Source organism: Prevotella communis (assembly GCF_022024175.1).
Classification (GTDB): domain Bacteria; phylum Bacteroidota; class Bacteroidia; order Bacteroidales; family Bacteroidaceae; genus Prevotella; species Prevotella communis.
In genome coordinates this window covers 2372539-2397970 of the sequence record NZ_CP091794.1, presented here as the reverse complement: position 1 = coordinate 2397970, position 25432 = coordinate 2372539, and the positions used below count along the sequence as shown (strand labels likewise).

Sequence of the window (25432 nt, the reverse complement as noted above, 5' to 3'; positions counted from 1 at the left end):
AAAAGGCTGCTCCATTCGTGGGGCAGCCTTTTTATTATGTTTGTTTATCCTTGTCTCTGTTGTCTTCTCCTCTTCATGTCGATATATCGCCAGAAGGCATCGTGACGCGCCAGGTAAATCTGGTAGCCGTAGACCACGCATGCCAGCCAGAAATACAGGAACACATGCAGCCATAGAATCCATATCTCCGTTGACACGTCGCTGATGGTGGCACCCATCGAGTTCAGGCGTACGTAGGCCCTGATGCCGAAGGTAGAGGGGAATACCCACGATGCACCCTGCCAGAAGCCGGGGATGTTGCTCTGGGGCCAACTTACACCCGAGAGGAACAGCAGGGGTACGGATACAAAGACCATCAGCAGCATCACGTTCTCGCGGTATCTCACAATACATGATACCACGATGCCAAAGAAGATACATGCCAGCGTGTAGGGCAACATCAGCGTCAGCAGTGGTTGCCATGCTGCCAGTTGGGGGAAGTGGAACAGGCGTGGCACGGCGATGACCAGCCAGGCACCCATGATGGCGTATATCATGAAGTAGCACAGCGACTTGCCCAGCACGATGCGGAACACGTTCTGATAAGGGCGCGTCACCGGTATCAGCTGGTGGTAACGGTTGCGCTCGCGTGCCGTACCTGCCGACATGCCGATACCCAGTACCAGCGTCTGCTGCAGAATCAGCATCAGCACACCGGGAAGGATGAAAGAGCCATAGCCCCCCTGCGGATTAAAGATAGCCACGTCGGCATAGTCCAGCGGACGGGCAGCGATAGCCTCTTCCCTGCTGGTGAAATGGCCTCCCAGTTTTGTCTGTATCTCGGCCCCCATCTGCATGGAAACCAGTTGGGCGGTCTGGAAGATAGCCTTGTAGGTGAGCATCAGGCTCATGTCACAGTATACGCTGACGACCCCCTGCTGCATCCTGTTGACATTCGTCTCAAAATCAGACGGAATCAAGTAGATACCCTTCACCAACTGTCGGCTTACCAGCGATTCCGCCTCGTCGAGATCCTGTGCGTAATAGGCAATCTTGACATCTGCCGACGCGTCGCACATGCGGATAAACTGGCGTGAGAGCGATGTGTGCGACTGGTCCACGACGGCCACCGGCACCTCGTGCACCGTCTCGTTGTTGTAGATCCACGAATAGAGTAGGGGATATATCAAGGGCACGATGATAAAGAAGATGAGCATACCTTCATCCTTCAACACCTGTCGCATCTCGTCGCGCCATATCAACATGGTGTCGTCGATCCTTCTTCTGAAACTATTACGGTATGTAGACATAGGTCAGCATTGCATTCTTAATTTTCCTCACCACCAACCAGGGCAGCAGTATGAATGCTACCATAGCGGCCATGTGGAACCACGACTCCAACAGTGGGTAACCGTTGAACACGTTAATCTGATAAATCATGTAGTAATGACGCAGGGGAAACAGCCACGTGAGCGACTGCAGGGCACCGTCCATTCCCATCATGGGGAAGGCAGAGCCCACCATCGAAAAACTGAGCACCGCCCAGAGGGAGCACACACTCATCGACATGCGCAGCGACGGCATCAGGCCAAAGGCAAAGATGCCAAAGCCCTGCGAGGCTATCACCTGTACCAATCCCAGCAGTACCAGCATCCACGGACTGCCCTGATGGGGGAACTGCAACACGTGGAACACGTAGTATTCATAACTGTAGACCACCGCCAGCCATATCATGGTCTGAGGCAGGAACTTGCCCATCAGCGCTATCGATATGCGGTTGTCGGCCATCTCCAGCCATTCCTTCGACGTGCCGAACTTCAGTTCCGTGCCCAGCGAGTAGGCCGATATCAGGAAGATAAACAGCATAATCATGCCAGGTACCAGCATCGTTGACAGGTAGGAGTTGTAACTGGTCCACGGGTTGGCTATCTGATGCAGGTCTATGCGGATAGGCTGCAGGAAGGTCTGTATCTGTGCATCCGTGAATCCCTTGGCACGCATCGTGGCCTGACCTACGGCTGCCGAGCCCAGTGTAGAGATTGTCTTCAGGTCCTTCATCAGCAGGGCACCCGACGCCAGTGTGGTATATGAGTAATAGAACGATATCTTTGGCTGTCGGCCTGCCAGCAGGTTCTCCGTGGTACCCTTGGGGATATACAGGAACGCGTATATCTCGTTCTCCTGGATATCACGACGGGCCTCGTTCACGCTGGGGTAGTGGGCCACCACCTTCGACATCTGGAAGGCATCCAGACGCTGCACCAGTGAGCGCGACGTCGATGTGTTGTCCAGGTCCACCACGCCCACGGGCATCTCCGTTGGCAGTCCATCGTCCATCAGCGATGTGAAGAACACCATGACCATCAGCGGGAAAGCCACCATGCAAAACAGGTACACCCTGTTCCTGCACAGTATCTGCAACTCGCGCAGTCCTACCTTATATAATAATTGTAGCGTTTTCAACTCTAACGTCTTAACTCTTCATTCATTACTTCACCACCAGGCTCATGCCGGGACGCAGGCCCTCAATCTTCTCCACCGGACGCGCCTTCACCTCAAAGGTCTTCAAGTCATACTGCCCGTTGGCCTTCGTAGCCTTCCATACCGCATACGAGCCCTGATCCTTCATGTGATACACCTTCAACTTGATTTCCTTGTTGAATGCGGGTACGAAAGCGGTGAACTCCGTGCCTACCTGCATGCCGTTCAACTGGTCCTCGCGTACGTTGAATGTGCCCCACATATCGTTCATCATTGAGATGGTCATGATAGGACTGCCCGTACCAACGAGCTCGCCCACCTTCGGGTAGATGCTGCTCACCTCACCGTCCATCTGGGCTATCTGCACGGTCTCGCCGATATAGGCGTTGACCTCCTGCACGGCACCCTTGGCGCGGTTCAGCTGTGCCTGAGCGGCCAGTTTCTCCTCCTGACGGGCACCGTTCACAGCCATGTCATACTGACTCTTGGCAGCCTTCATCTGAGCCTCAGAAGCCTTGTACATAGCCAGCGCCTCGTCGCGCTTCTGTGCACTCACCACGCCCTCGTCAAACAGACGCTGCACGCGGTTGTATGATTTCTCGGCAATCTCCAGGGCTGCCGTTGCCTGCTGGTACACCTGATAGGCACCCTGCACCTGTTCCTTGCGGGCACCATTCTTGGCCATCATCTCCAGCGCGGCGGCACCGTCCTCAGCCCCCTGTGCCTGTTGCATCTTGGCACGTACCTCGGGTGCATCCAGAATGGCCAGCGTGTCGCCGGCATGTACGTAGTCGCCCTCCTTCACACGGATTTCCAGAATACGTCCGGGCACCTTGCTCGACACGCGATACTCTGATACTTCCACCTGTCCCTGAATAATCTCGGGATCGCGACCCAGTGCAAAGAAACCTATGAGAGCCACGATAATAACAACTGCAGCAAAACCAATGATCGCATACAGAATGTTATGATGCTGTTTTTTTGATTGATTACTCATATCTTGATACTTCTTAACTCTTAATTCTTAACTAATACAGCGTTCCCAGTGCTTTCTGCAGATCCACCTGCGAGAGCTTCACGGCAATCTGTGCGTCGATGAGCTGTGACTGTGCCTGCAGCCAGGCCGTCTGTGCCTCCATCACCACGGTAGGTGCTATCACACCCTCCTTGAATCCCAGGTTGGCCGTGCGCAGGTTCTCGTTGGCACGCTCGATACCCGTCTGCGCCATCACCAGACGCTTGTTGGCCTCGTCCACCTTAAACGTGTTCTGGTTCACCTGCAGCTCTATCTTCTCGCGAGCCTCGTCGCGCTCCAGAGCAGCAATGGCTGTGGCACCCTTGGCAGCACGCACCTTGTAGGCCACGTCGCCCCAGTTCCAGATAGGCACGCGCACCAGCACACCCACGTTCCAGAATCCGCCGAATTTCTTCTCGAATCCGTTGAGCACGTTGGGATTGCTCACCGCATAGCCACCCATCAGGGCCACCTGTGGCAGGTTGGCAGCCTTCAGGATATTGGTAGCCTGCTTCGACATATCCACCACATTGTCCAGCATCTTCAGTTCGGCACGGTTCTCCACCGCCTGTTCCACGTTCAGCTGGGGGTGCAGCGTCACCACGGCCAGGTCCTCCACGTCCTCGTCGGCCAGTGTGATCTCCTCGTTCATCGGCATGCCAATCATCTGACAGAGCAGCATCTTCGACAGCACCAGTCCGTCGTCCACCTTCTGCAGGGTCATCTCGGCCTCGTTCACCTTCACGCTGACGCTCAGTCCCTCGCTCCGTGTGGCCACGCCCTCTTCAATCATGCGCTGCACGTCGGTATCAAATTTCTTAATCAGTTCCAGGTAACTCTCAGCCAGCTTCTTCTTGTGCTTCAGCGACACCACCTGCCAGTAGGCCTGGTCGGTAGAGTAGAGGATACCCTGACGACGTGCTGCCACTGAGTTGTTGGCAAACTCCTCGTTGATGTCGGCCAGTTTGTTCAGCGCCACGATGCCGCCACCCATGAAGATGGGTTGGGTGACCAGTACCGAACCGGCAAAGATATGACGCGTATCCGTGCGGAAGGCATCCACTATCTTCTGTCCCTCACTGTCCAGCAGACCAGCCACGTTGGTCGATGTCTGCTGCATGTTCTGCTGCAACTGTCCAGCCATCTGCTGGAAGGCCTCGGCAGGCACACCCAGTTGTCCCAGCATCGTACCCATCTGTCCCAGTGTCGTCTGCAGCGTGTTGCCCAGTCCCGACAGGGATCCTGTGAGGTTGGTACCCAGATTTGATAACTTACCCTTCTGTTCGTTGTTCAGGATAGAAATCTCCTCGCTGGTGAATTGGTAACTGCCTATCGCACTGACGTGGGGCAGGTACTTGGTGCGTGCCGACTTCCTGAGGTTGGCTGCGATGTCCTGTTTCAGTTGCTGCACGCCCATCTGCTTATTGTTGCGCAGGGCCATGGCACGGCAACTGTCAAGACTCAGCAACTGCTGTGCCTCGGCTGCTCCCTGACCCAGAGCCAGGAGCAAGAAGCCGAAAGTAAAGATTCTCTTCATATTGTTATTCAAAGGTAAATGTTCTTGTTCCAATCATGTTGCCGTCGGCAAAGATGCTGACGCGATACTGTCCGGCCTCCAGGAATTCGCTGACCTGCCAGTAGGTCTGCACGTTCACTTCCTCGCCGGTATATTCCACCACTTTCTTCATCGAGTACTCCAGCTGACGGTTCTCGTAGGGGAATGTGCCTGCTGTCAGCACCTGTCCCGCAGGTGTCTGTATGCGTACGTAGAGGGTGCGGTTGCCCGTCTGTGCCGTCACGTTGCGTGCAATGTTGAAGCCCACCTGGATGGTCTTGCAGTCCTTCATCTTCTTGGCCGTCTTCTGACGCTTGTTCAGCGTGGTCATGGTGATGCCCGTAGCGTCCAGCTGTGCGGCGATGGCCACCTTCTCCGTCAGGTTCTGCTTCTCCATGCGCAGACCCTCGTTGGCCTGGTTCGACTGTGCCAGCTGGTCCTTCACGCGGTCGTTCTCAGCCATCAGACTCTGGTTCACCTGGTTCAGCGAGTCCACCTGTCGGATATACGAGCGCAGCACTTTGCGCACCGTGGCCAGCTCTTTCTTCAGTCGCGTAATCTCGCGTGCATCGGCTGCCTTCACGTTTTTCAGTTCCTCCAGCAGCTGCTGCGTGCGCATCTGCTCCTGGGTCAGTTGGGCTATGATAGAGTCATTGTTGATAGAGTTCATCATCTCTGTGTACTGCAGGGTCAGTCGCTCGTAGTCGTTCTCCATCTCCTGCTTGTCCAGTTCGGCCAACTCCAACATCTCCATTTTTTCCTGTTCCAAATTTCGGTTGTTCAGCAGCAGGTAAACCATGATGCCTGCCATTGCCAGGATCACCACCACGACTGCTGCTATGAGTGCTTTTTTCATGTCTGTACCTTACTATTTAAATAAAAACGCTGCAAATGTACAAGTTTTTCACTAAATTGCCAAAGAAAATTTGGTACTTTTATATTATTTTACTATCTTTGCCGCAATATTTACCAATTCTATTCCTATAAAGACCTATGATGACTAACTTCCTATATCGAACAATTCATTTTTACTATGATGGCTTCCGTCACATGACGGTGGGTCGCACCCTGTGGGCTGTCATCATTGTGAAGCTTATCATCATTTTCCTTGTCCTGAAGGTTTTCTTCTTCCCCAACTATATCTCCGAGCACTCCGATGCCGGTTCCGAGCCCGACTTCGTAGCCTCCGAGCTCATAGACCGCGCGGGGGCTTAACTCCTATAACTCCTTTAACTCCTATAACAATGACAAACCTACTACTATCCATTGATGCCGGTACCATTGACTGGTCCAGAGCGCAGTTCGCTCTCACGGCAATCTATCACTGGCTCTTCGTGCCCCTGACCCTTGGCCTGGCCGTTATCATGGGCATTGCAGAGACCATTTACTACAAGAAGCGTACGGACTTCTGGAAACACACGGCCCAGTTCTGGCAGCGCCTCTTCGGCGTGAATTTCGCCATGGGTGTGGCCACGGGTATCATCCTGGAGTTCGAGTTTGGTACCAACTGGAGCAACTACTCCTGGTTCGTGGGCGATATCTTCGGTGCCCCACTGGCTGTCGAGGGTATCGTGGCTTTCTTCATGGAGAGCACCTTCGTGGCCGTGATGTTCTTTGGCTGGAAAAAGGTGTCGGCTGGCTTCCATCTGGCCTCCACCTGGCTCACCGGACTGGGGGCCACCATCTCTGCCTGGTGGATTCTCGTGGCCAACGCGTGGATGCAGTATCCCGTGGGCTGTACGTTCAATCCCGACACCATGCGCAATGAGATGACCTCGTTCCTCGAGGTGGCACTGTCGCCCTTCGCCGTCGAGAAATTCTGCCACACGGTCATCTCCTCGTGGATCATCGGTGCTGTGTTTGTCGTCGCCGTGAGCTGTTGGTATCTGGTCAGGAAACGCCACACCCAACTGGCAGTCCAGAGCATCCGCATTGCTGCTATCGTCGGCTTCGTGGCTGCCCTTGGCGCAGGTGCTACCGGTCATAAGAGTGGTCAGACCGTGGCGCAGGTGCAACCCATGAAACTGGCTGCTATGGAGGCCCTCTATGATGGTGGTCACGAGATTGGCCTGAAGGTGGTTGAGGGTATCGAGGTGCCCTATGGTCTGTCGATGATGGCCACCAACACCCTCGATGGCTATGTGCCTGGCATCAACGACCTGCTCGATGGCTATGTGAAGGACGATGGTACGGTGGAGCCCTCTGTCGATGAGAAGATAGAGCGAGGCCGAAAGGCGATACAAGCCTTGGCTGATTACCGCAAAGCGAAGGCCGAGGGCGCCGACGAAGAAATTCTCAATTCTCAATTGTCAATTATCAATTCTAATATGCCTTATTTCGGCTATGGCTACGTGAAGGACAAGGCCGACGTGGTGCCGCCCGTATGGATCAATTTCTGGGCGTTCCGTGCCATGGTGGGACTGGGCTGTCTCTTCATCGCCTTCTTCGGACTGGTGCTCGTCCTGATATTCGATATCCCCATGGTGTCGCTCCTGGTGCGCCGACTGCTCTCTGCCGTCGGACTGCTCGATGAGCGCTCGGCCGACCGTACCGCTCCTGCCGATGCGATGCCCGCATGGCTCTGCTGGGCAGCCGTACTCATGGTGCCCCTGGCCTATATCGCCTCTGAGAGTGGCTGGCTGGTGGCTGAGTTCGGTCGTCAGCCCTGGACCATCCAGGATATGCTGCCTACGTGGGCTGCTGTCAGCGACCTTAGTGCCGGCAGTGTGGCACTCACCTTCTTCCTCTTCCTCATCCTCTTCACCACGATGCTGGCTGTGGAGATAAACATCCTGTTGAAACAAATTAAGAAAGGACCGCAACTATGACTTACGAATTCTTGCAACATTACTGGTGCTTCATCGTATCACTGTTGGGAGCACTACTCGTCTTCCTGCTCTTCGTACAGGGAGCCAACTCCATGATATTCCAGTTGGGAAAGACACCCGACGAGCGTCGCCTGCTCATCAATTCCACCGGTCGTAAGTGGGAGTTCACGTTCACCACGCTGGTCACCTTCGGCGGTGCTTTCTTCGCCTCTTTCCCCCTGTTCTATTCCACCAGCTTCGGCGGTGCCTACTGGCTGTGGATGCTCATCCTCTTCACCTTCGTGCTGCAGGCCGTGAGCTATGAGTTCCAAAATAAGCTGGGCAATTTCCTCGGTCCCAAGACCTTCCAGTGCTTCCTGGTGCTCAATGGCATCCTGGGTCCCCTGCTCCTGGGCGGCGCCGTGGCCACCTTCTTCGAGGGCTCCAATTTCATCGTGGAGAAAGGGAATATGATTGATGCCGATGCCCTGTCGCCTGTTATTAGTCACTGGGCCAACGCCTCTCATGGCCTTGATGCCCTGCTCAATCCGTGGATACTCGTCTTCGCCGTGGCCGTGCTCTTCCTGGCCCGTACGCTGGGCATCCTGTACACCATGAACAATATCGCCGACGAGACCATCCGCACCCGCAGTCGCTATCAGCTGGCTGGTGCCGCCTTCGTCTTCGTGGTGCTCTTCGTGGTCTATCTGGTCCATCTGCTTCTGAAGGACGGCTATGCCTACGACGACAGCGGCCTGATTTTCATGGAGCCCAACAAATACCTGAACAACATGCTGGATATGTGGTATCTCACCGCCGTGATGCTCCTCGGCGTCGTCCTGGTGCTCTGGGGAATAGGAAGTGAGTTGATAAACCTCAAATCTCCAACCTTAAATCTCAAATCAAACGGCATTTGGCCTGCCGGCATCGGCACCGTGCTCACCGTGACGCCCCTGCTCCTGATGTCAGCCTGGAACCACACCGCCTATTATCCCTCCACGGCCGACCTCCAGTCGTCGCTGACGCTCGAGAACTCATGCAGCAGTTATTTCACCCTCAACACCATGTTCTGGGTGTCGCTCCTCGTTCCCTTCGTCCTTGCCTACATCGTCTATGCCTGGCGCCAGATAGACAGCAAGAAGATAGACCGTGACGAGATTGCGTCCGACGACCACGCCTATTAATACCTCTTTTAATATAACAACGGCTCCCGAAGCATTCCGCCTCAGGAGCCGTTTTTTTAAATGTTTCATGTTTCGCTCGGCTTTGCCGCTTTTACAAAGGCCGCAGGCCGACTAAAAGAATGTATCACATGCACGAGGTCACTCCCAGTGCCGTTGCGATGGCCGACAGCACACTAATGGCTGTTTGAATCGCGAATTTCCAAAATGTCTTGTTCTTCATGGTTCAGAATTTTAATGTTTAATCTTTAATGTTTAATCCTTAAGGATTGACGGGACCGCCGCCGTTGCCAGACTCGGAGCTAGAACTGCCGCCGCCGTTCTCCGTGCCTCCGTTGTTCCCTGACTCCGTGTTTCCGCCTCCGGTCTCTTCGCCCGTCAGCTCGCTGTACACGCTGGTACTCAGGTTCACGGCCTCACGCATAGAGCGTGCCTTGTACATGGACTTGCGGCTCTGGTCGGCCAGGAAGGCGATGCCGATGCGGGTGACGTTCTCCGTGGCGCTGAAGTCCTTGGCGTTGTCTACACCTGCGCTGGTCAGGGTGGGGTACAGCGTGCCGATGCCGTCGAGCTTCACCTTATGACCGTCGGCCAGCATCTCCTGCATGCAGTTCTTCAGCTTGGTGATCACACCGATGACGACGTCTTCGGTATACACAGAACCGTGCTTCATGATGTGCTCGGCCATGTCGTCCAGCGTCAGGGTTTTACGATAGATAATCTTGCCGTAGGTCTTCTGTACTTTCTTGCGAGTGTTGTCAGCATCCTTTACCTGTACGGTACGCTGAACTTTCTGAATTTGAATTTCTCCCATTGTTGTAATGTTTTTTTTGGTTGTTAAATATTAAGGTTCTATTGTCTAAAGTTCCACTTCTCGTTGTCTTAAAGAGCAACTCGACCTTTCTCTATAGGCGAAACGTCGTTTCTCTCATCGCAACTCGTCGTTTCTCTTATTGACACTACAAAGGTACAAAAAAATCCTGAAATACGCAAGTCTTTCCGTAATTATTTTTCAGATATTTTTCGCTTCAGAAAATAGTCGGAGAAGTCCTTGCAGTCGGGCGGCAACTGATGGTGCACCAGCGACGGCAGCACCTCCTTCAGCTGCAGGAACAGACGCTCGCCAGGGGCGTCGCGATCGGGGTACATGTGAAACAAAGACCCACCCCCTTCCCCATTCCCGCTGACGCGCCTACCCGTAGCCTTTCCCTGTGATGGAGGGGAGTATATAGAGTTTAGCAATTCTATATCTCTCTTGGAGAGCAACGTTGCCGATGGAATCGCGATGGCCTTGTGACCGGCAGAGAGCATGGCCCAGCAGTCGGAGGCACCCTCCGTGATGAAGAGCTGTTCGCCCGGACGAAGCAGGTTCAGGACTGGCAGGTTGTAGATGCCACATTGCGAGCCCTGCGGGAAGCGGAAGCGGGGCAGGGCGCCACGCACCAGGTTGCGGTTCTGCACGCCCACCAACCGTCCCTCACGGTCATAATAGGGTATCTGCAGCCAAGGCACCCCCTGACGGTCTTTCCATGAGGTGAGGCGGCACCAGCGTATTACCCTCGGGTCCAGCCGTCGCTCCTCAAAGAGAAAATGACGTGCCTCGTCATTCAAGAAAGGATGCTCAAAGAATCGTTCGTACCTACTCCCGTCGAAGGATGTCTGAGGGCTGATGTCTGATGTCTGAGGTTTCCATTCTTCAAGGATTATGTTATGTTCGTCGGCCAACCATCGGCAGGCAGCCTTGAAATCTAGATTCAGGTGCTTCATCACCAAATCGATTGGTCCGCCGCTGGCCCCGCACACAAAACACCGGTATGTATTCTTGCTTACCTTAAACGATAGGCTGGGGTGGTTGTCAGCATGAAACGGGCACAGAGCCTTGTGATGCACAACCCGCAGTCCAAGTCGCTCAGCGACTCCCTCAATGGGGAGTTCGCGGAGCTTTTGAAGTTCGTTTTTATCCATAATAGCGATTTCTTTAAACAACGAATTAAAACGAATTTCACGAATTACCTTTTAGATAAGCCTCGGTCTTGCTGTACAGTCCAGTTTGCGCAGAGTACTCGATGAACTTGCGATGCAACCATAGGCTTAGTTGACCTTTGGTACCCTCAGGTGCTTTACCGAGCTGCGTGCGTAGGGCTTGTAGCTGAGCTTCGTTAAAGCTGTCTGGCAACTGCTGGAGCATATTCTTCGGTCCTCGTCGTTGCGCCTCGCCCATCACATCACCATCCTTGCCCAGCATGTCGGCAAAAATCTGCATCTTGCTCCACAGGTCGTGATATACCAGCCACTCTACCAGTTCACCCATGGCCTTTGTCCACGTCTGGTTGTTCAGAGCCCAGAGTATACACCCTGCCTTCCAAGCCGAAACGAGTGATCGCTTTGATACATCCCACAGCACATCGTCGTCTACCAGGTCGGCCAGTGTGGCCATGTCTGCTGCGAGGTTGTCTATGAGCTTGTTCAGCGGACGGATGATGAAGCGCCCCTTGCAGATATTGAGTCTGACCATATACTCGTCAAGTTTCTGATAGAAATCGTCAGGAAAATCTCCCTTTCGCGGTATGCGCCCACTGCGGCTGCCGCGAGGCTTGTAGGAAAAGACCATACGTCCGAAGGTGCCGTTGAGCAGCTCATTCTTGTAGAACGATCGGACTGTGACGGGTACGCCTGAGAGCGTAATGCCTACACGCATCACAGGGTTACCGCTCACACCGTCTGGCGTAGCGCGGAGGGCTCCGGCTTGTGCCATATCATACACGTTGCGGAGCAGGTGGCTCACTTGCTTATGACCACCACACAGCAGATCGGCCATCTCCACTTCCGGGAAGTTGAAGTATTGTGTTAACTTGCCCATTTCTTCCAGAACCACGGCATTGTCGATGAAGGCCGCGTTGGTGGTGTTGGCCGGTGGGAAAAACACGGCGATGGTTGGCTTCACGGGCTTATCCTTACTACTGCTCTTTGTGTGGTATAGCTTCGTCCATTCGCGCAACTTTTTGTACTCAGCCTCGTCGTGCTCATGAAAATCGCGACAGATTGCTTTCACTAAATCTGTCAATTGTCCCTTGTTACACCCCGAATCGCCTACTAGTTGTGCCATTTGGCCGCACATTTCCTTCCATGAGCGGTCTGGATACTGAAATTCCGCGCCGCTGATATGTGCACCAAGAGAGGGAAATAGCATAGGAACGAGGGGTTCATACATGTCTTTTGAGGCCTGTGAGAGCAGCAATTTGATACATTCTGTACCCTTTCCGAGGTTAGGCATCTCGGGTGCCTTGTTTGTTGTTATATCGTATTTCATTGATTATAAGCTTTTTAGAAGAATAATATTTTTTAAGGAGGGCATCCTTATTTCAATTTCAATTATTTCAGTTTGTTTTTGAGAGGTGTAATCTTCTTTAAATATATATGTAACTATCTATATATTAATAAGTTATATAATAATTAAGTCGAGTATGGACCCCTGTTTTTTTAATTGAAATAACTGAAATTGAAATAGACTCAGCCTTTTTACCTTTCCTCTACCAGGCCCTCCAACGCCCACATCAGTTCGTTGCCCACGCTGCTGGCATAGCTGTCCACGCAGAAGCCTGGTCCTATGTGTATCGGGCGGAGGTTAGGACGGTAGGAGCCGTCGCTGTGCCGGGTGATGGTGATATACTCACCCTCGAAGATGCGAGGGTTGCGCTTGGTGCATGTCTTACTAGAGGTCTCCACAAACGTCATGTATTCGTTGTATTTGAAGTCCTCGCACATCACGTGCCGTTTCAGCACGCCCTGGTAGCACTTGCCCGCCTTCATCCTGGCGTCGCTCCTCAGGAAGGTCTTCACGTCCATACACAGTTCTGTATTCTTTTTCCAGCCCTGCTTCTCAGGGCACTCCGTAATTATTATCGTCTGTTTCATAAATAATTCGTTTAATTCGTCTTAATTCGTTGTTTTAAATCACATTGAGAAGAGAAATCTTCCTGCGGTTGTTCTTGGGACGCACGGCGAAGTGCAGCCAGTAGCCGCGGGTGTTGCGCTCCATGAGCAGCTCGTCGAAGTCCTGATGCATCTCGTCGCTGATGTCGAGCAGCAGCACCACATACCTCAGCAGCTGTTCCTTGCCCATGACCCGCAGGTCGGCGGCACATCCCGTGAGATGGTTCGACGTGGTGCATCCACCCACCAGCCTGTTCAGCTCCTTGCAGCGGAAGGCGCTGTTGATGATCACAGGGTCGTTGCCCTCGCCATACTGCTCGTTCCACCGCTGGCGCAGCATCTCCAGCCACTGGCACACCCTCGTCAGGTTCTCCATCACCTGCTCATCCGGCTGCGTCTGCCGCTGTCGGTCCACATATCCCAGTTCCTCGTCTGTGCGCGTCATCTCCTCAAGTGTAAAGTGAGGCGTTAACTTTGTCGTTTTATTATTTTCTTTTGCCATAACAGTAAAATTTTAAAATTAATAATGTTTGTTGGATTGAGCTGGCCAGCTTTGATTTCCGGCGGCAAAGTTAGGGGTATTCTCCGATTCCTACTCCCCTTAGGGGTACCACGCGTGGGTACTACGGTCTGAATAGTTAAAAATATGGTAGTATAACAAAAAAGTTACCAAATAATTTGTTTGTTTATAACTTTTTTGTTACTTTTGCACCGTCTATGAGGAAAGTATTAGTGATAGTATCGCAGGCATCCGACGGCACATTCTGGTGCCACACAGAAAAGGATGTCTATGGCGCGGGACTGAATGCAGCAGGCCAGACTGTGAAGGAGGCCAAGGACGACTTACTGGCTTGTCTGGAAGAGGCTAAGGCAGACTACGAAGAAAGCGGGAAGACGGCTGAGCAAGTAGAGTTCCGCTATCAGTATGATTTGCAGTCGTTCTTCGACTACTTTTCTTTTTTGAATGTCACAGAGGTTGCCAAGCGCGCTGGAATCAATCCTTCGCTGATGCGCCAGTACACACGGGGTATCAAAACGGCAGGTGAAAAGACTTATGAGCGTCTGACTGCCTGCATGGCAAGTATTACTAAGGATCTGCAAGCCGCGTCTTTCCGTTAGGATGGCACGGATGTATTTCATAAAACAAGAACAAGAACAGTAAAAGTCCTGATGCGTGAGCACCGGGACTTTTCGCTTCTTAATCAAACAACACCTTCAGTTCGTCTAGAAAGTCGAGCGTTTTCTTTCTGGTAAGGGCCAAGTTATAATCACTTCGCATGTAATTCCGATTCCAGAAGCCCTCGAACACCTTCCACTTCTCTTTGATGCCCAGTCGCTCCGCCATCGCATCGGCCAACAGTGCCGCCTGCGTCCGCGATATCAAGGGCTGGTAGTGCTCATCCACGTAGCCCGCCTGCTGCGCCTTCCGCCATAAAGCCATAGCTTTATCTGTAGCGAGAACTTCAGGCAACTCTTTATATTCTGCCTCCTGAATCTCGGCTTCTTCCACCGTATGCCACAGCCCGTTCTTGTCTTGCACCAGCGTCAATTTGCCGCCAGCGTTCACCTCGATGTTGGGTCCGTAGTTGTTCTTGATATGAAATCCCATCGTTTACTCTATGTTTTTATTGGGCAGCGACAACGTGCCGCCGTTATGCTCAATATTCGGCCCGAAGTTCTTGTCGATGTTTGTATCCTTATTGCTGAAAAGTTCTACGTGTACGTTCACGTTCTGAGGCGTTTTCTCGTTCTCGGCCGCCGATGTACTCTCAGACTTCTGGCGCGCAGAGACGGCCTCATAGAAGGCTATGCCCGAGATGAATCGCCACAACACCTCGCGAGGGATGTGCATATACAGCAACTTAGCCACAAAGTTCTCCTTATTCTCTATCCACTCCTCAAACATCGACTCTGGGAAACATTCCAACTGCCTCTTTATCTCGTCAATATTGTGCTCGTGACGACATACCAGCAGGGGCTTGATGGTCTTCGGTTCTGCAATCAGGCGCATCCAGTAGTTGAGCACCTTTCCGCCATGCGACTCACGTCCTGCGCGGCCACACGCCATCTTCAGTTCCTCCGTCAGTTCCTGAAAGCCGTAGTCGTCAATCTCCATCAGGCGCAGACAGAGCCTGCGGCGGAAGTCGCTCATCTCGCCACTCAGGTCGTAGCATGACAACTCGCAGAATCGCATGGTCAGCGTCAGAAAATCGCGATGCTCCTCATCGCTCCACAGCTCATGCTCATCCAGTCGCTCGCAGATCTCGTCCATCATATAGTCCAGCGTCACCATCTCATGCGTGGATTTCAGGCGTGGCCCCGTGTAGTTCCAGGCCGTATACGCTGCCGTGGGGTATAACTCGCACGACTCGCCCAGCGTCTCCACCTTGCACTCAAACACCAGGCACTTGTGCTCGCCGTTCACCTCCACAATACGTCCGCGCAACGACTTCCTGCCGCTGCCGCGCAACGTCTGCCAGGCTTCCCTCAGGTCGTAGGCTGCCACATAGCCCGCATGCCGTCCCTCCCAATCGTAGGCACAGATGGCTTTTGCATCAACGTCGTTGGCTGGATCGGGGCGCAACGTCATAGCACGTCCCATCGCCTCGGCAAGAAACTCGCCCAAGCATTCTTTCACCTCATAATAAGGTAACGCAACAATATGTATCCTGAACATCGGTGTTTAATTATTCTCAAAACAATCGAGGTGCAAAGGTACAAAAAATCCGGCAAAAAATCGAACAAATCGCCAGGTATTATCTACATATTTTTTATGTATCATCCTAAATCTCCTTTTTATTGTCCTTTATTGGTTTAATGGATCCATATTTTTCCCCACCAACCCTTCTTTTTCTTTGAAAAACGACAAGATTGTATTCTTTTTTTTAAGAACTTCATGATGAAGTACAAACAAAAATAAAGAGCAATCGTTGAACGACGGCTCTCTATAAATTGGGCAGTATCGATAAAGCCTTACCCCACGCGGGATTCTACCCGGATAGTCAAAAACAAATGTTCTGACGTTGCAAAGATAGAAAGTATTTTCGTTAATTCCAGATTTTTGAGCAGCGAATGCAATAAATGCTTGCATTTGTATTGCTGAGTCGTGAAAAAATTCGCCCGTCGGGTCAAATTTTTGAGAGGAAATCTTTCTAAATCTCATTTTTTTTCTTGTACTATTTGATAAGATTACTTTTTTTTACTACCTTTGTAGGCAATTACCGGCAATTGTCGTTGTTCGGCCTCTGGTCGCTTGTTCCCGTAAGGGTCTCAAGAAAACAGCGCATGCTGCAAAGCATCAGTCTCTGAGAGCAGAGAGCCGGTATGATTTTTGAGGGTAAAAACATAGCGTTTGCTGTTTATTCAATAACGTTCGGGAAACTTGGCGGTGGAAAGAACAAGGATACAGAGTAACAGTAGATGTTCACGTATGTGGGCACTACTACATCTGTATTCTTAGGTTTCCGCCAAGTACCTCCGAACGGGATGTGGTTAAGGTGTCCACTTCTCGTTTCTTTGATGAAGGTACTTGGTGGAAACTGTTGTTATCTGAATCTTATTCAGCTTACTTGGCTTTGATGATGCCCCACATCATTAAACTATGTAGTATTTATGGCTGTTATCAATGATCTGATAGATAGAATCAGTGACCCAGAACTGCGTCGTCGTATTAATGACGAGGTGGTACGTTTACAACAACAGAAGAAGTTTGGGCTGGTGTTTGAGGAACATTTGCCTGAAGCAACTCCCTTATATGATGTCCCCATCAAGGTGAAGTCGTTAGTGGCTCGTAAGGATGGATACTTCAAAGAGTTCTTCCGTGTAAAGCGTATAGAGGGGAATGTTCTGTTTTGCGAACGGGAGGATGACAGTCATGAACAGGTCGAGTTACAAAAGAATGAAGCTGTAGCTGTTGCGCTTTTTGGAGAGCCCATCTATCCATACTTAAAGCCAATGGATGCCGTGAAGAATGCGCCTGATAGCGACTTGTGGCATACATTGATAGAGGCCGATAACTATCACGCTCTGCAACTTTTGGTTTATCTTTATGGTGGTATGGTGGATTGTATCTATGTTGATCCGCCTTATAATACAGGAGCTAAAGACTGGAAATATAACAATGACTATGTTGATAGCTCAGACAGTTACCGTCATAGTAAATGGTTGAGCATGATGAAAAAAAGATTGGTTCTTGCCAAGAAGTTGCTCAATCCCCAAAACTCTGTTCTGATAGTCACAATAGATGAAAAAGAATATCTTAGATTGGGATGCCTGTTGGAGGAATTGTTTCCTGAGGCAAGGATACAGATGGTTAGTAGTGTCATTAATCCAGCAGGTGTAAGTCGTGGTGGAGAATTTGCTAGAACAGATGAATATTTGTACATAGTAATGCTTGGAGATGCATCTCCACAGGCGTTACCATTATCAAATGACTGGAGAGGAAATATAAAAGGAGGATATAAAGACAAACTGCGTTGGAATGGCCTTCAACGTTCAGGTACGGCAGTCTTAAGGACGGACCGCCCCAAGATGTTTTATCCAATATATTTAAATTCTTCAGGTGATAAGATAATTGAAGTGGGTAGCGATATACCATTGGATGTGGATAGAAAGTCCGTTTCATGCCCAAAAGGATTAATTCAAATATGGCCAATATTTCCGGATGGGAAAGAAGGTAGATGGCGACTCGGAAGAGAAACATTAATTGACCTAATCGATAAGCACTATGTAAAAATAGGAAAACTCAGAGGTGAGAAAACATCCTTAACCTATCTGGCAAAAGGAGAACAACAGAAAGTAGAAAGAGGCGATTTCCCGATTATCGGCTATGCTGCAGATGGATCTATTATTGTGGACGAGAGTAACTATGAGGCAAAGTTTATTCCAGGAACACAATGGTGGATTAGTTCTCACGATGCGACCCAACAGGGGACAAAGCAACTTAATGCAATTATTGGAAAACGTTTTGATTTTCCGAAATCAGTGTATGCAGTTCATGATGTTTTACATTTCTTCGTTGTTAATAAACCCAATGCTCTTATCGTAGATTTCTTCGCGGGCTCGGGTACAACATTACAAGCCGTTAACCTGCTGAATGCAGAGGATGGTGGACATCGTCGCTGCATTATGGTGACAAACAATGAGGTATCGGAGTTTGAAGCTAAGGCGCTGAGAAAGAAAGGTTACCAACCTGGCGATGAGGAGTGGGAGAAATATGGCATTGCCCGCTATGTAAACTGGCCTCGAACGGTTTGTAGTATTGAAGGCCACGATATTAACGGACAGCCATTAAAAGGTAATTACTTAGGTAGTGATATACCTATGCAGGATGGATTCAAGGCCAATGCAAAATACTTTAAGTTAGGTTTCCTTGATAAAAACTCTGTGGCAGCTTATCGTCAATTCCATGAATTGCTGTCACTACTTTGGATGAAAGCTGGTGCTATTGGCGAATGTCCTACATTAAAAGGCAAGGAAATTCCAGAATTTTTGATTCTGACAGAGAATAAGATGGCTATTCTGACAGAAGAATGGGCCTATGCTAAGTTTATGGATGAGATGAAGGACCGCCAAGACATTAAAACGGTGTTCTTGGTTGTTGACTCTGAGATTGGCTTCCGTGAGATGGCTGCACCATTGAAGTGGGCCAAGACCTATCAATTGTATAAAGACTATTTGGAGAACTTCACTATTAACTACGAGAAATAATATGGCTATTGCATCAGAACTTTTCCCCTTTCAGATAGAAGCTTTAGATAAACTTCGTTCGTTCTGCAAGAAAGCAAAACGCGACTATGAAGATGATGGTGAGAACACCATTATTACGCTCGCGGCTCCTACAGGAGCTGGTAAGACTATCATTATGTCGGCTCTGATAGAAAAAATTCTTTGTGGTGATGAAAACAACAAGAGCGAACGTAATTCTATCTTCATATGGTTGTCGGACGACCCAGAGTTGAATGAACAATCTATGCACAAGGTGGAGCGTGAGACAAGATTCAAACTGCCGATAAATAGTCTTGAGATTATTAGTGATGAGTCTTTTGATAAGGCGGAATTGGAGGATGGCAAGATATACTTTCTGAACATTCAGAAGTTGAGCAAGTCGAGCAACCTAACCAAGAAAGGAGATGGCAGAGAGCATACCATCTGGCAGACTCTTCAACGAACCATTGAGAACAAAGGTCATCGTTTATATTTTATAATTGATGAAGCGCATCGTGGCACTTCAAAGGTCAGCGAAACTAAACAGGCCAATAGCATTATGCAAAAGTTTATCTTTGGCAGTTCTGATGATGGACTAAGCAAGATGCCCATTGTGATTGGAATGAGTGCTACCGTTGACCGTTTCACAGAACTGATTAAGGATTCTGGATCCACCACGCGTTCTTGGTCTATTGATGCTGAAAAGGTCAAGGATTCTGGACTGCTGAAAGACGAAATAGAGATAAGCTATCCTGGTGATAATCAAATGCAACGTGGTATGGCTATTCTGAAATATGCTACCCGTGAATGGATGGAGAAATGCCAGCACTGGGAAGACTATTGTAAGAAGGAGCATGAACCAACGGTATATCCTGTAATGGTGATACAGGTAGAGAATGGTACTGGAGGAAAGATTTCTGAAACTAATCTTGATGAATGTCTGAAGACGGTTGAAGAAGAACTTGGAAGAAGCTTGTATGAGGGCGAAGTGGCTCATTCGTTTGGCGAACCTAAGACAGAACTGAATATCAATGGTTTGAAGGTGCCCTATGTGGAACCATCAAGAATCGACGAGAGTCAGAAAGTAAGAATTGTATTCTTCAAGGAGAGTCTTTCTACAGGTTGGGATTGTCCAAGGGCAGAGACGATGATGTCGTTCAGAACTGCCAACGATTATACATATATCGCTCAGTTGATGGGTCGTATGGTGCGTACACCATTGCATCGCAGAATTGAAGGTGACGAATCGTTGAATAATGTACATCTGTTTTTGCCAAACTATAATAGTGAGAATGTTCAACGCGTCATTGATGCATTAAGCAGTAAGGAGGGAGAAGGAATTCCTTCAAATATCAAAAAGAAACCGGTGGGCAATCCTGATGAGCAAGAACTTCATGTGGCAGAGGATAAGAAAGATGTGTATGAGTGGTTGAATAATCTGCAGTTGAAGACATATGTATTCAACAGATTTAAGGTGAACAACTACCTAACTTCGTTGTTTAATCTGGCATATCTTGCTGCTAATACACAAGGCTGCGATCCTGATGCAGCAGTCAGAGTGTCAAAACAGGTATGCAAGATGATTTCTGACTATATTGAGGGTCTGAAAACTGAAGGCATATACATTGATAAGGTGCGCGATGTCAAACAGTTTATACTGACAGAAAGCAAAATGGAGTATCTAACTGAGAATAAGTTGAAAGATGCTTCGAACCTTGTATTGGAATTGACAGACTATGATATTGAACGTGAATTTGCGAGAGCTGATTCAAGACTAAAGAATGCAGGTCTTCGTTATGTCCGTGATAACTATGATGAAGAAGACCCCATGAAACCCAAAGTGGAGGTGATTCTATTTGCGCAGTCAGAGGAATGCATGGCTGAACTTGATAAATATGCAAAGAATACGTTCTATCAGTATAAGCATGACTATAGAAAGTATCTGTCGAAATATAGCGAAAGTGTTAAGAGTAAATACGATAAATACACTCGTGAAGGAGAATGTGTGAGTGACCACTCTTGGATGTTACCATGTACTATTTATTTGCCTAAGGGTGAAGAGCAATGGGAAGAGCGTAATCATCTATTTGTAGATAGTGAAGGAAAGGCATTCTTTTCATTGAATGGTTGGGAAAGGGATGTTATCATTGAGGCAAAAAAGGATCCCAACTTTGTATGCTGGTTACGAAACCAACATATGAAACACTGGGCATTATGTCTTACTTATTCAATGAGTGAAAAGAATCATCCTTTCTATCCAGATTTCATCATTGTTAGGAGAGATGGTCAAGGTGGCTATCTACTTGATATTGTCGAACCTCATAAGAAGGATGAGGACAATGTTCCCAAGGCAAAAGCTATGGCTAAATATGCAGAAGAAGCAGATGGTGACGTTGAGCGATTTGAAATGACTAGAATGTATGGAGACAAGATGCTTAGGCTTGACTTTGCTAACCCTGCTATTAGCCATCACTTAAGCGATGCTACAAAATATGATGACGACTATCTGGATGAATTGTTCAGAAAAATAAATCAATAGAAAAAAGAGGACATCAGAAGAATGTCGCAGGGGCTGGTTCCTGCCATCCATTTTTATGAAGATAGTCTTAGGAGGACATCAGGGACAGATACTGTTTTAAAAACCAAACTTTTTGGATTAAAAGTGAGACAATTTAACAATCCTTGTCTATTGATTGCATTTACACGCAGCATTCATGCCCTGTTTTCAATGTAAATTGCGACAGGGCTCTGCTGTGATGTAAGATTCAATGCTTAGCGAGTTCCATAACAACAATCAGTGTATGGCGTTTATCGTCTGCGGCGATGTTTTTCTGATGTTTACGGGTGCAGCCGCACTGGCTCTCCTCAGCAGTGTGCTATGTTTTATGATTATTTCTTTGTTATTTAAAAGGATTTGATTAACTTTGCAGCCATCAAGGGAAGACTGCGTTCTGCGGCTATTCTTCAGCCAATGTTCCAACATCTATCCCGTGAGGCTGGCCTTCAGTGGTTTCAGCCTCTTTCTTTTGCCTATTACATGCAGGCTTGTCACGTGTCGGGTCATACTTCTCTCCACTTTTCCAAAGGCTGTATATGAGCAGTAGTAGCTTGCGCATAGTGGCTGTTACTCCAATCATTTTCGACTGTGTATTCCTGTCACATAGGCGCCCATAGAAATCTTTCATCTGAGGATTACACTGAGTGCTGACAATGGCAGGAAAATAGAGTGCCGTTCTGATGTGTACGTTGCCCTGCTTTGAGATGTGGCGCTTAGGGTCAACAGGTCCTGACTGATGTGCAGGAACGTCAAGCCCTGCATATCTGGCTAACTGCTTACGATTTGTTATCAACGCAAAGCCATTAGTCTCTGCAACCACGGCAACTACAGTCATAAACCCTATGCCGTTGATGGTTGTGATACGGTCAATACGCTCTGACAGTCCGGGCTCCTGCTTGATCTTCTCGCGGATGGCCTTCTGATTACTGTCCAGCTGTTTGTCTATCTCGTTGATAAGTTTGTTATAGTGCTTGACGATGCTCTTCTCCGCTATCTCGCTGTGTGCGAGTGCCTCCAGATGGTTCCTCAACTGTGTCTTGACCTTGTTGATGTCGGCCACGAAACGCGTCATCTGTCGCAGTTCCCTATAGATAGGAGATGGCGGTGCCCAAGGTTTGAGGCGCTTGTCCAAGCACCCAAGCATCCCAAGAGTATAGGCATCCATGTCATCGGTCTTTGTAAGGATGCCTTCGTACTTAGCAAACTCACGGGCCTTATTAGGCAACACAACACAGACGTCCAGGCCGAGTTTACTCAGATGAGCTGCCAGCTGCTCATAATAGACACCAGTGGGTTCCATCACATAGCGCAAAGGATAGCCCTTCAGAGCCTCCTTACGACTCCATTTGACGAACTGGTTGAAACCAGTCTTGTCGTTGTTAAACACTACAGGGTCGGTAGAGCATCCCTGATCGAACTCATACATACACAGGCAGGCCGTGAACGTACCCTTTGCAATGTCGATTCCCACGCACTGCATAAACCACTTGCCAGGTTCGAAATTCGGTTTCATACGGTTTGAATTTTAAGTTAATAATGTTGATGATTATAGCCTCAAATCCTCACCGCCTTTCCTCTTGTATATACTCTGAATCATCCCCTGCCATACCTGAGCGATGTCCTCTGATACTTCGTCCTGGCTCCAAAGATCTGAAAAATGAGGGTGGAAGCTTATTCTGTCCCACGATATAGTCTCTACTTATCTAGGCGAGTGTCTTCTCACCCTCAACGGCATAAATCTCTAGCAAAGCTACAAAACTTAAACCGTATTGCATCCATCTGCAAGAATTATTTCATGAAAATGGAACAATCTCTATAATCGGATGCAAAGGTAAGAGACGAGTGTCTTGCTTCTGAATCATTACCTTATGGGTAAGGAAGAGTCGAGATGCCAGTCCCCTGGCATCTTGCTAAAGAATTATTTGGTTATGTTAGTTTTTATGGTTATCTTTGCATTACATATATATCACCCGGTGAGGCGTTATTCCGGAGGCAATATGTAATTATCTTAAATCCAACACATTATAACAAAATAGACAAATGAAATCAATCAGACAATTATTCGAGAATGTAAGGCAATGGTTGCGGTCGCTCTCCTTCAGGACTGGAGTTATCGTATTGATGAGTTGCATACCGTTTTATATTTTATCCTTCGCCCAGATGGTGCTACCTATAAGCGCTGCAGCAAAAGGTATTCTTTGGACGGTACTCTTCGGACTGGCAAAGACCTGTCAGTATGGAGGCCTGACAATACTCGGCGTGGAAGGATACAAGCGATTCAAGAACATGCTTAAACGTAATTGACCCCGTAGCTCAGGTTCCCTATACATCTATTTATAAACTCATAAAAAATGGGAACCTCGGGGGCTACTCCCGAGATTCCCATTTTATGATATAAGAGAGAGGGTTTATTTCTTCGTGCGAACAGCATCGAGGAAGTTGGTCATCTTCTTCAGGTTCTCGGCAGAGTACATGCCCATGCCGTGACCGCCTTCAGGTTCCAGGGTGATGTCGGTCTTGACGCCCAGAGCCTTCAGGGCATCGTAGAGCTTCTTGCCCTGACAGCAAGGCACCACATTGTCCTTCATGCCATGGAATACGATGAGGGGAACATCGTTCTTGTCGATATATGGCAGGAAGCTGACAGAGAGGTATTTGTCGGGATCTACGTCCTTCTTGCTGTTTACAAGGGCATCCTCGGGACTGGAGGGGCCGAACGACATGTGTTCACCGCACTCCATATCGGTCACGTCGACAGGGCCGGACCAGTCGCAGGCGGCATTCACCAGGCTGCTCTGCTCGGTATACTGACCAACGGTACCCTCGATATTCAGTTGCTCCTTGCCCACCTTGGTCTGTCCTACGCCATTGGTGACGGCACAGAGGGTGGCCAGGTGACCACCTGAGGAGAAGCCTGAGGTGGCGATGAACGAGGTGTCGAACTTATAGGTCTTGGCCTCGCCGCGGATGAAGCGCACCACGGCCTTGATATCATTGATCTGGGCAGGCCACTTGGCATCGGCGCTGGAACGGTGGTTAGGACAAACCACGGCATAGCCGGCATCGAGGAGCGACTTCACGATGGTGCCAATATCGGCAGCACCCTTACTGTTGTTTGAGAACCACGCACTGCCGTAGATATGTACTACGACGGGATAGGCTGCCTTCTCCTGCTTGGGCAGGTAGATGTCGCAGGTGTGGAATGCCTGGCCGTCGCCGGCATAGTTCACATCCTTCCACTGCTGTGAGGTTTCAATACTTGCCTGCTGCTGGAAGCCGCCGAAACCGCCGGCTGGCTGGGCCATCAATGATGATGTGCCGAGCAATGCTACGCAGCACACCATCGTCTTCAGATAATTTTTCTTCATCATTTTTTTTTGTTAGACTTTTAATGTATTTGGTTGGGTAAATTGATAACTTTGCTCACAGGGCTACTTCAGGTACAACATGATGATGTCCACGATCTCGTCCTCGGTCTTGCCGTCGGCCTTGATCACGATGTCGTAGTTGCGGGTGTCGTAGCGTGAGGTGCCGGTATGTTTCCTGACATAGTTCTCGCGCATCAGGTCCACCTCCTTGATGACCTTGAGTGCCTCTTTCTCGCTGATGCCCTGCTTGCGCATCACACGCTCCAGACGGAAGGGCTGGGAAGCCTGGATGAGGATACTGACGTGGTTGGGGTGGTTGCGGAAGATATGGAAACCACTACGACCGGCAATGACGCACGACTCCTCGTGGCTGATGCCCTTGAGTATCTCGGTCTCAGCCTCGAAAATCTGGTCGGTATCCAGCAGTTCGGGTTCGCTGCCTTTCTCGGGGATATAGTAGTTGGAGTGCATGCTGGGACTCACAAACATGATGCGCTTGATGTCGGCCCACCAACCTTGTTTCTGACCCTTCAGCTTTTCAATCTCTTCTACAGTAAGGTGGTATTGCTCCATCAACCCTTTGATGACCGCCTTATCATAGAATTCCACACCCAGTCGCTCGGCAAGTTTACGACCTACGGTACGACCTCCGCTTCCTAGTTCACGGTTGATCGTGATGACAAATTTCACGTTTTTATTCATAATGGTTTTATTTTGATTAAAGATTATTTTCTTGTAATGGTCTCCTAATTCCTTCATGGGGTGTTAGTATTATTTTTTTCACTGACAAAGGTAAGAATATTTTCCGTAGCGTCCAAATTATTCGGGAGAAAAGCGCAAAATATTTTTT

The 25432-nt window shown here is 49.4% G+C and carries 24 protein-coding genes; 7 read left to right on the top strand and 17 right to left on the bottom strand.

What is annotated here, in order from left to right; all coding sequences use genetic code 11:
* Nucleotides 1-44 precede the first annotated feature (44 nt).
* Genes L6466_RS09800 through L6466_RS09780 form a run of 5 tightly spaced genes read right to left on the bottom strand, consistent with a single transcriptional unit; the run spans nucleotide 45 to nucleotide 5886 of the window.
* The gene (locus L6466_RS09800; protein WP_237803048.1) at nucleotides 45-1289 is read right to left on the bottom strand and encodes an ABC transporter permease; all 1245 of its coding nucleotides are present in this window, start codon (nucleotides 1287-1289) and stop codon (nucleotides 45-47) included.
* A complete protein-coding gene (locus L6466_RS09795; RefSeq protein ID WP_237803049.1) occupies nucleotides 1273-2442 on the bottom strand; it encodes an ABC transporter permease in 1170 nt (389 codons plus the stop codon). The genes L6466_RS09800 and L6466_RS09795 overlap by 17 nt, the downstream gene beginning before the upstream one ends.
* A 25-nt stretch (nucleotides 2443-2467) precedes the next feature.
* Complete coding sequence (locus tag L6466_RS09790; protein WP_091816076.1) at nucleotides 2468-3457, bottom strand: HlyD family secretion protein; 990 nt, start codon at nucleotides 3455-3457, stop codon at nucleotides 2468-2470.
* A 31-nt stretch (nucleotides 3458-3488) separates the two neighbouring features.
* Complete coding sequence (locus L6466_RS09785; RefSeq protein WP_237803050.1) at nucleotides 3489-5012, bottom strand: TolC family protein; 1524 nt, start codon at nucleotides 5010-5012, stop codon at nucleotides 3489-3491.
* Between the two features lie 4 nt (nucleotides 5013-5016).
* On the bottom strand, nucleotides 5017-5886 hold the full coding sequence (locus tag L6466_RS09780) for a GumC domain-containing protein (RefSeq protein WP_237803051.1): 870 nt from the start codon (nucleotides 5884-5886) through the stop codon (nucleotides 5017-5019).
* 137 nt (nucleotides 5887-6023) lie between these two features.
* Here L6466_RS09780 and L6466_RS09775 point away from each other — a divergent pair, with 137 nt between their 5' ends.
* From L6466_RS09775 to L6466_RS09765, 3 genes are read left to right on the top strand one after another with little or no spacing between them, the layout of a single operon-like run.
* A complete protein-coding gene (locus tag L6466_RS09775; RefSeq protein ID WP_431356495.1) occupies nucleotides 6024-6245 on the top strand; it encodes a DUF4492 domain-containing protein in 222 nt (73 codons plus the stop codon).
* 29 nt (nucleotides 6246-6274) lie between these two features.
* On the top strand, nucleotides 6275-7858 hold the full coding sequence (locus L6466_RS09770) for a cytochrome ubiquinol oxidase subunit I (RefSeq protein WP_237812919.1): 1584 nt from the start codon (nucleotides 6275-6277) through the stop codon (nucleotides 7856-7858).
* Complete coding sequence (locus L6466_RS09765) at nucleotides 7855-9021, top strand: cytochrome d ubiquinol oxidase subunit II (protein WP_237795670.1); 1167 nt, start codon at nucleotides 7855-7857, stop codon at nucleotides 9019-9021. Before L6466_RS09770 ends, L6466_RS09765 begins: the two co-directional genes overlap by 4 nt.
* 124 nt (nucleotides 9022-9145) lie before the next feature.
* On the opposite strand, the gene L6466_RS09760 is transcribed toward L6466_RS09765, so the two are convergent.
* The 6 genes from L6466_RS09760 to L6466_RS09735 all read right to left on the bottom strand — a co-directional run bounded on the left by L6466_RS09760 (nucleotide 9146) and on the right by L6466_RS09735 (nucleotide 13453).
* Entirely contained in the window at nucleotides 9146-9241 is a 96-nt protein-coding gene (locus L6466_RS09760) for a smalltalk protein (RefSeq protein ID WP_176757075.1), read from the bottom strand.
* A gap of 39 nt (nucleotides 9242-9280) precedes the next feature.
* Complete coding sequence (locus tag L6466_RS09755; RefSeq protein WP_237795671.1) at nucleotides 9281-9832, bottom strand: HU family DNA-binding protein; 552 nt, start codon at nucleotides 9830-9832, stop codon at nucleotides 9281-9283.
* 191 nt (nucleotides 9833-10023) lie between these two features.
* A complete protein-coding gene (locus L6466_RS09750; protein ID WP_237812918.1) occupies nucleotides 10024-10983 on the bottom strand; it encodes a CHC2 zinc finger domain-containing protein in 960 nt (319 codons plus the stop codon).
* Nucleotides 10984-11020: 37 nt separating this feature from the next.
* The gene (locus tag L6466_RS09745) at nucleotides 11021-12328 is read right to left on the bottom strand and encodes a hypothetical protein (RefSeq protein ID WP_237812917.1); all 1308 of its coding nucleotides are present in this window, start codon (nucleotides 12326-12328) and stop codon (nucleotides 11021-11023) included.
* Between the two features lie 209 nt (nucleotides 12329-12537).
* Entirely contained in the window at nucleotides 12538-12933 is a 396-nt protein-coding gene (locus L6466_RS09740; RefSeq protein WP_237812916.1) for a hypothetical protein, read from the bottom strand.
* 34 nt (nucleotides 12934-12967) lie between these two features.
* Nucleotides 12968-13453: a D-Ala-D-Ala carboxypeptidase family metallohydrolase gene (locus L6466_RS09735; protein WP_237803056.1), complete on the bottom strand. Its 486-nt coding sequence runs from the start codon at nucleotides 13451-13453 to the stop codon at nucleotides 12968-12970.
* Nucleotides 13454-13668: 215 nt separating this feature from the next.
* On the opposite strand from L6466_RS09735, the gene L6466_RS09730 reads away from it, so the two are divergent.
* On the top strand, nucleotides 13669-14070 hold the full coding sequence (locus tag L6466_RS09730; RefSeq protein WP_091816044.1) for a pilus assembly protein HicB: 402 nt from the start codon (nucleotides 13669-13671) through the stop codon (nucleotides 14068-14070).
* 79 nt (nucleotides 14071-14149) lie between these two features.
* Here L6466_RS09730 and L6466_RS09725 read toward each other — a convergent pair whose 3' ends face one another.
* The 3 genes from L6466_RS09725 to L6466_RS09715 all read right to left on the bottom strand — a co-directional run bounded on the left by L6466_RS09725 (nucleotide 14150) and on the right by L6466_RS09715 (nucleotide 16114).
* Complete coding sequence (locus tag L6466_RS09725) at nucleotides 14150-14560, bottom strand: hypothetical protein (protein ID WP_237795678.1); 411 nt, start codon at nucleotides 14558-14560, stop codon at nucleotides 14150-14152.
* 3 nt (nucleotides 14561-14563) lie between these two features.
* Complete coding sequence (locus tag L6466_RS09720) at nucleotides 14564-15628, bottom strand: HIRAN domain-containing protein (RefSeq protein ID WP_237803057.1); 1065 nt, start codon at nucleotides 15626-15628, stop codon at nucleotides 14564-14566.
* A 129-nt stretch (nucleotides 15629-15757) separates the two neighbouring features.
* Nucleotides 15758-16114: a hypothetical protein gene (locus L6466_RS09715; protein WP_237795682.1), complete on the bottom strand. Its 357-nt coding sequence runs from the start codon at nucleotides 16112-16114 to the stop codon at nucleotides 15758-15760.
* Between the two features lie 449 nt (nucleotides 16115-16563).
* Between L6466_RS09715 and L6466_RS09710 the strand changes: the two genes are divergently transcribed.
* The gene (locus L6466_RS09710; protein ID WP_237795684.1) at nucleotides 16564-18660 is read left to right on the top strand and encodes a site-specific DNA-methyltransferase; all 2097 of its coding nucleotides are present in this window, start codon (nucleotides 16564-16566) and stop codon (nucleotides 18658-18660) included.
* A gap of 1 nt (nucleotide 18661) precedes the next feature.
* Nucleotides 18662-21196: a DEAD/DEAH box helicase gene (locus L6466_RS09705; RefSeq protein ID WP_237795687.1), complete on the top strand. Its 2535-nt coding sequence runs from the start codon at nucleotides 18662-18664 to the stop codon at nucleotides 21194-21196.
* 418 nt (nucleotides 21197-21614) lie between these two features.
* Here L6466_RS09705 and L6466_RS09700 read toward each other — a convergent pair whose 3' ends face one another.
* Nucleotides 21615-22727 carry an IS110 family RNA-guided transposase gene (locus tag L6466_RS09700; protein ID WP_237802039.1) on the bottom strand — a complete coding sequence of 371 codons (1113 nt, stop codon included), beginning with the start codon at nucleotides 22725-22727 and terminating at the stop codon, nucleotides 21615-21617.
* A 527-nt stretch (nucleotides 22728-23254) separates the two neighbouring features.
* Between L6466_RS09700 and L6466_RS09695 the strand changes: the two genes are divergently transcribed.
* Nucleotides 23255-23518: a hypothetical protein gene (locus tag L6466_RS09695; protein ID WP_237795688.1), complete on the top strand. Its 264-nt coding sequence runs from the start codon at nucleotides 23255-23257 to the stop codon at nucleotides 23516-23518.
* 104 nt (nucleotides 23519-23622) lie between these two features.
* On the opposite strand, the gene L6466_RS09690 is transcribed toward L6466_RS09695, so the two are convergent.
* Both L6466_RS09690 and L6466_RS09685 read right to left on the bottom strand, forming a co-directional pair.
* A complete protein-coding gene (locus L6466_RS09690) occupies nucleotides 23623-24585 on the bottom strand; it encodes an alpha/beta hydrolase (protein WP_237795690.1) in 963 nt (320 codons plus the stop codon).
* A gap of 60 nt (nucleotides 24586-24645) precedes the next feature.
* On the bottom strand, nucleotides 24646-25284 hold the full coding sequence (locus L6466_RS09685) for a cytidylate kinase-like family protein (RefSeq protein WP_237795692.1): 639 nt from the start codon (nucleotides 25282-25284) through the stop codon (nucleotides 24646-24648).
* Between the last annotated feature and the right edge of the window lie 148 nt (nucleotides 25285-25432).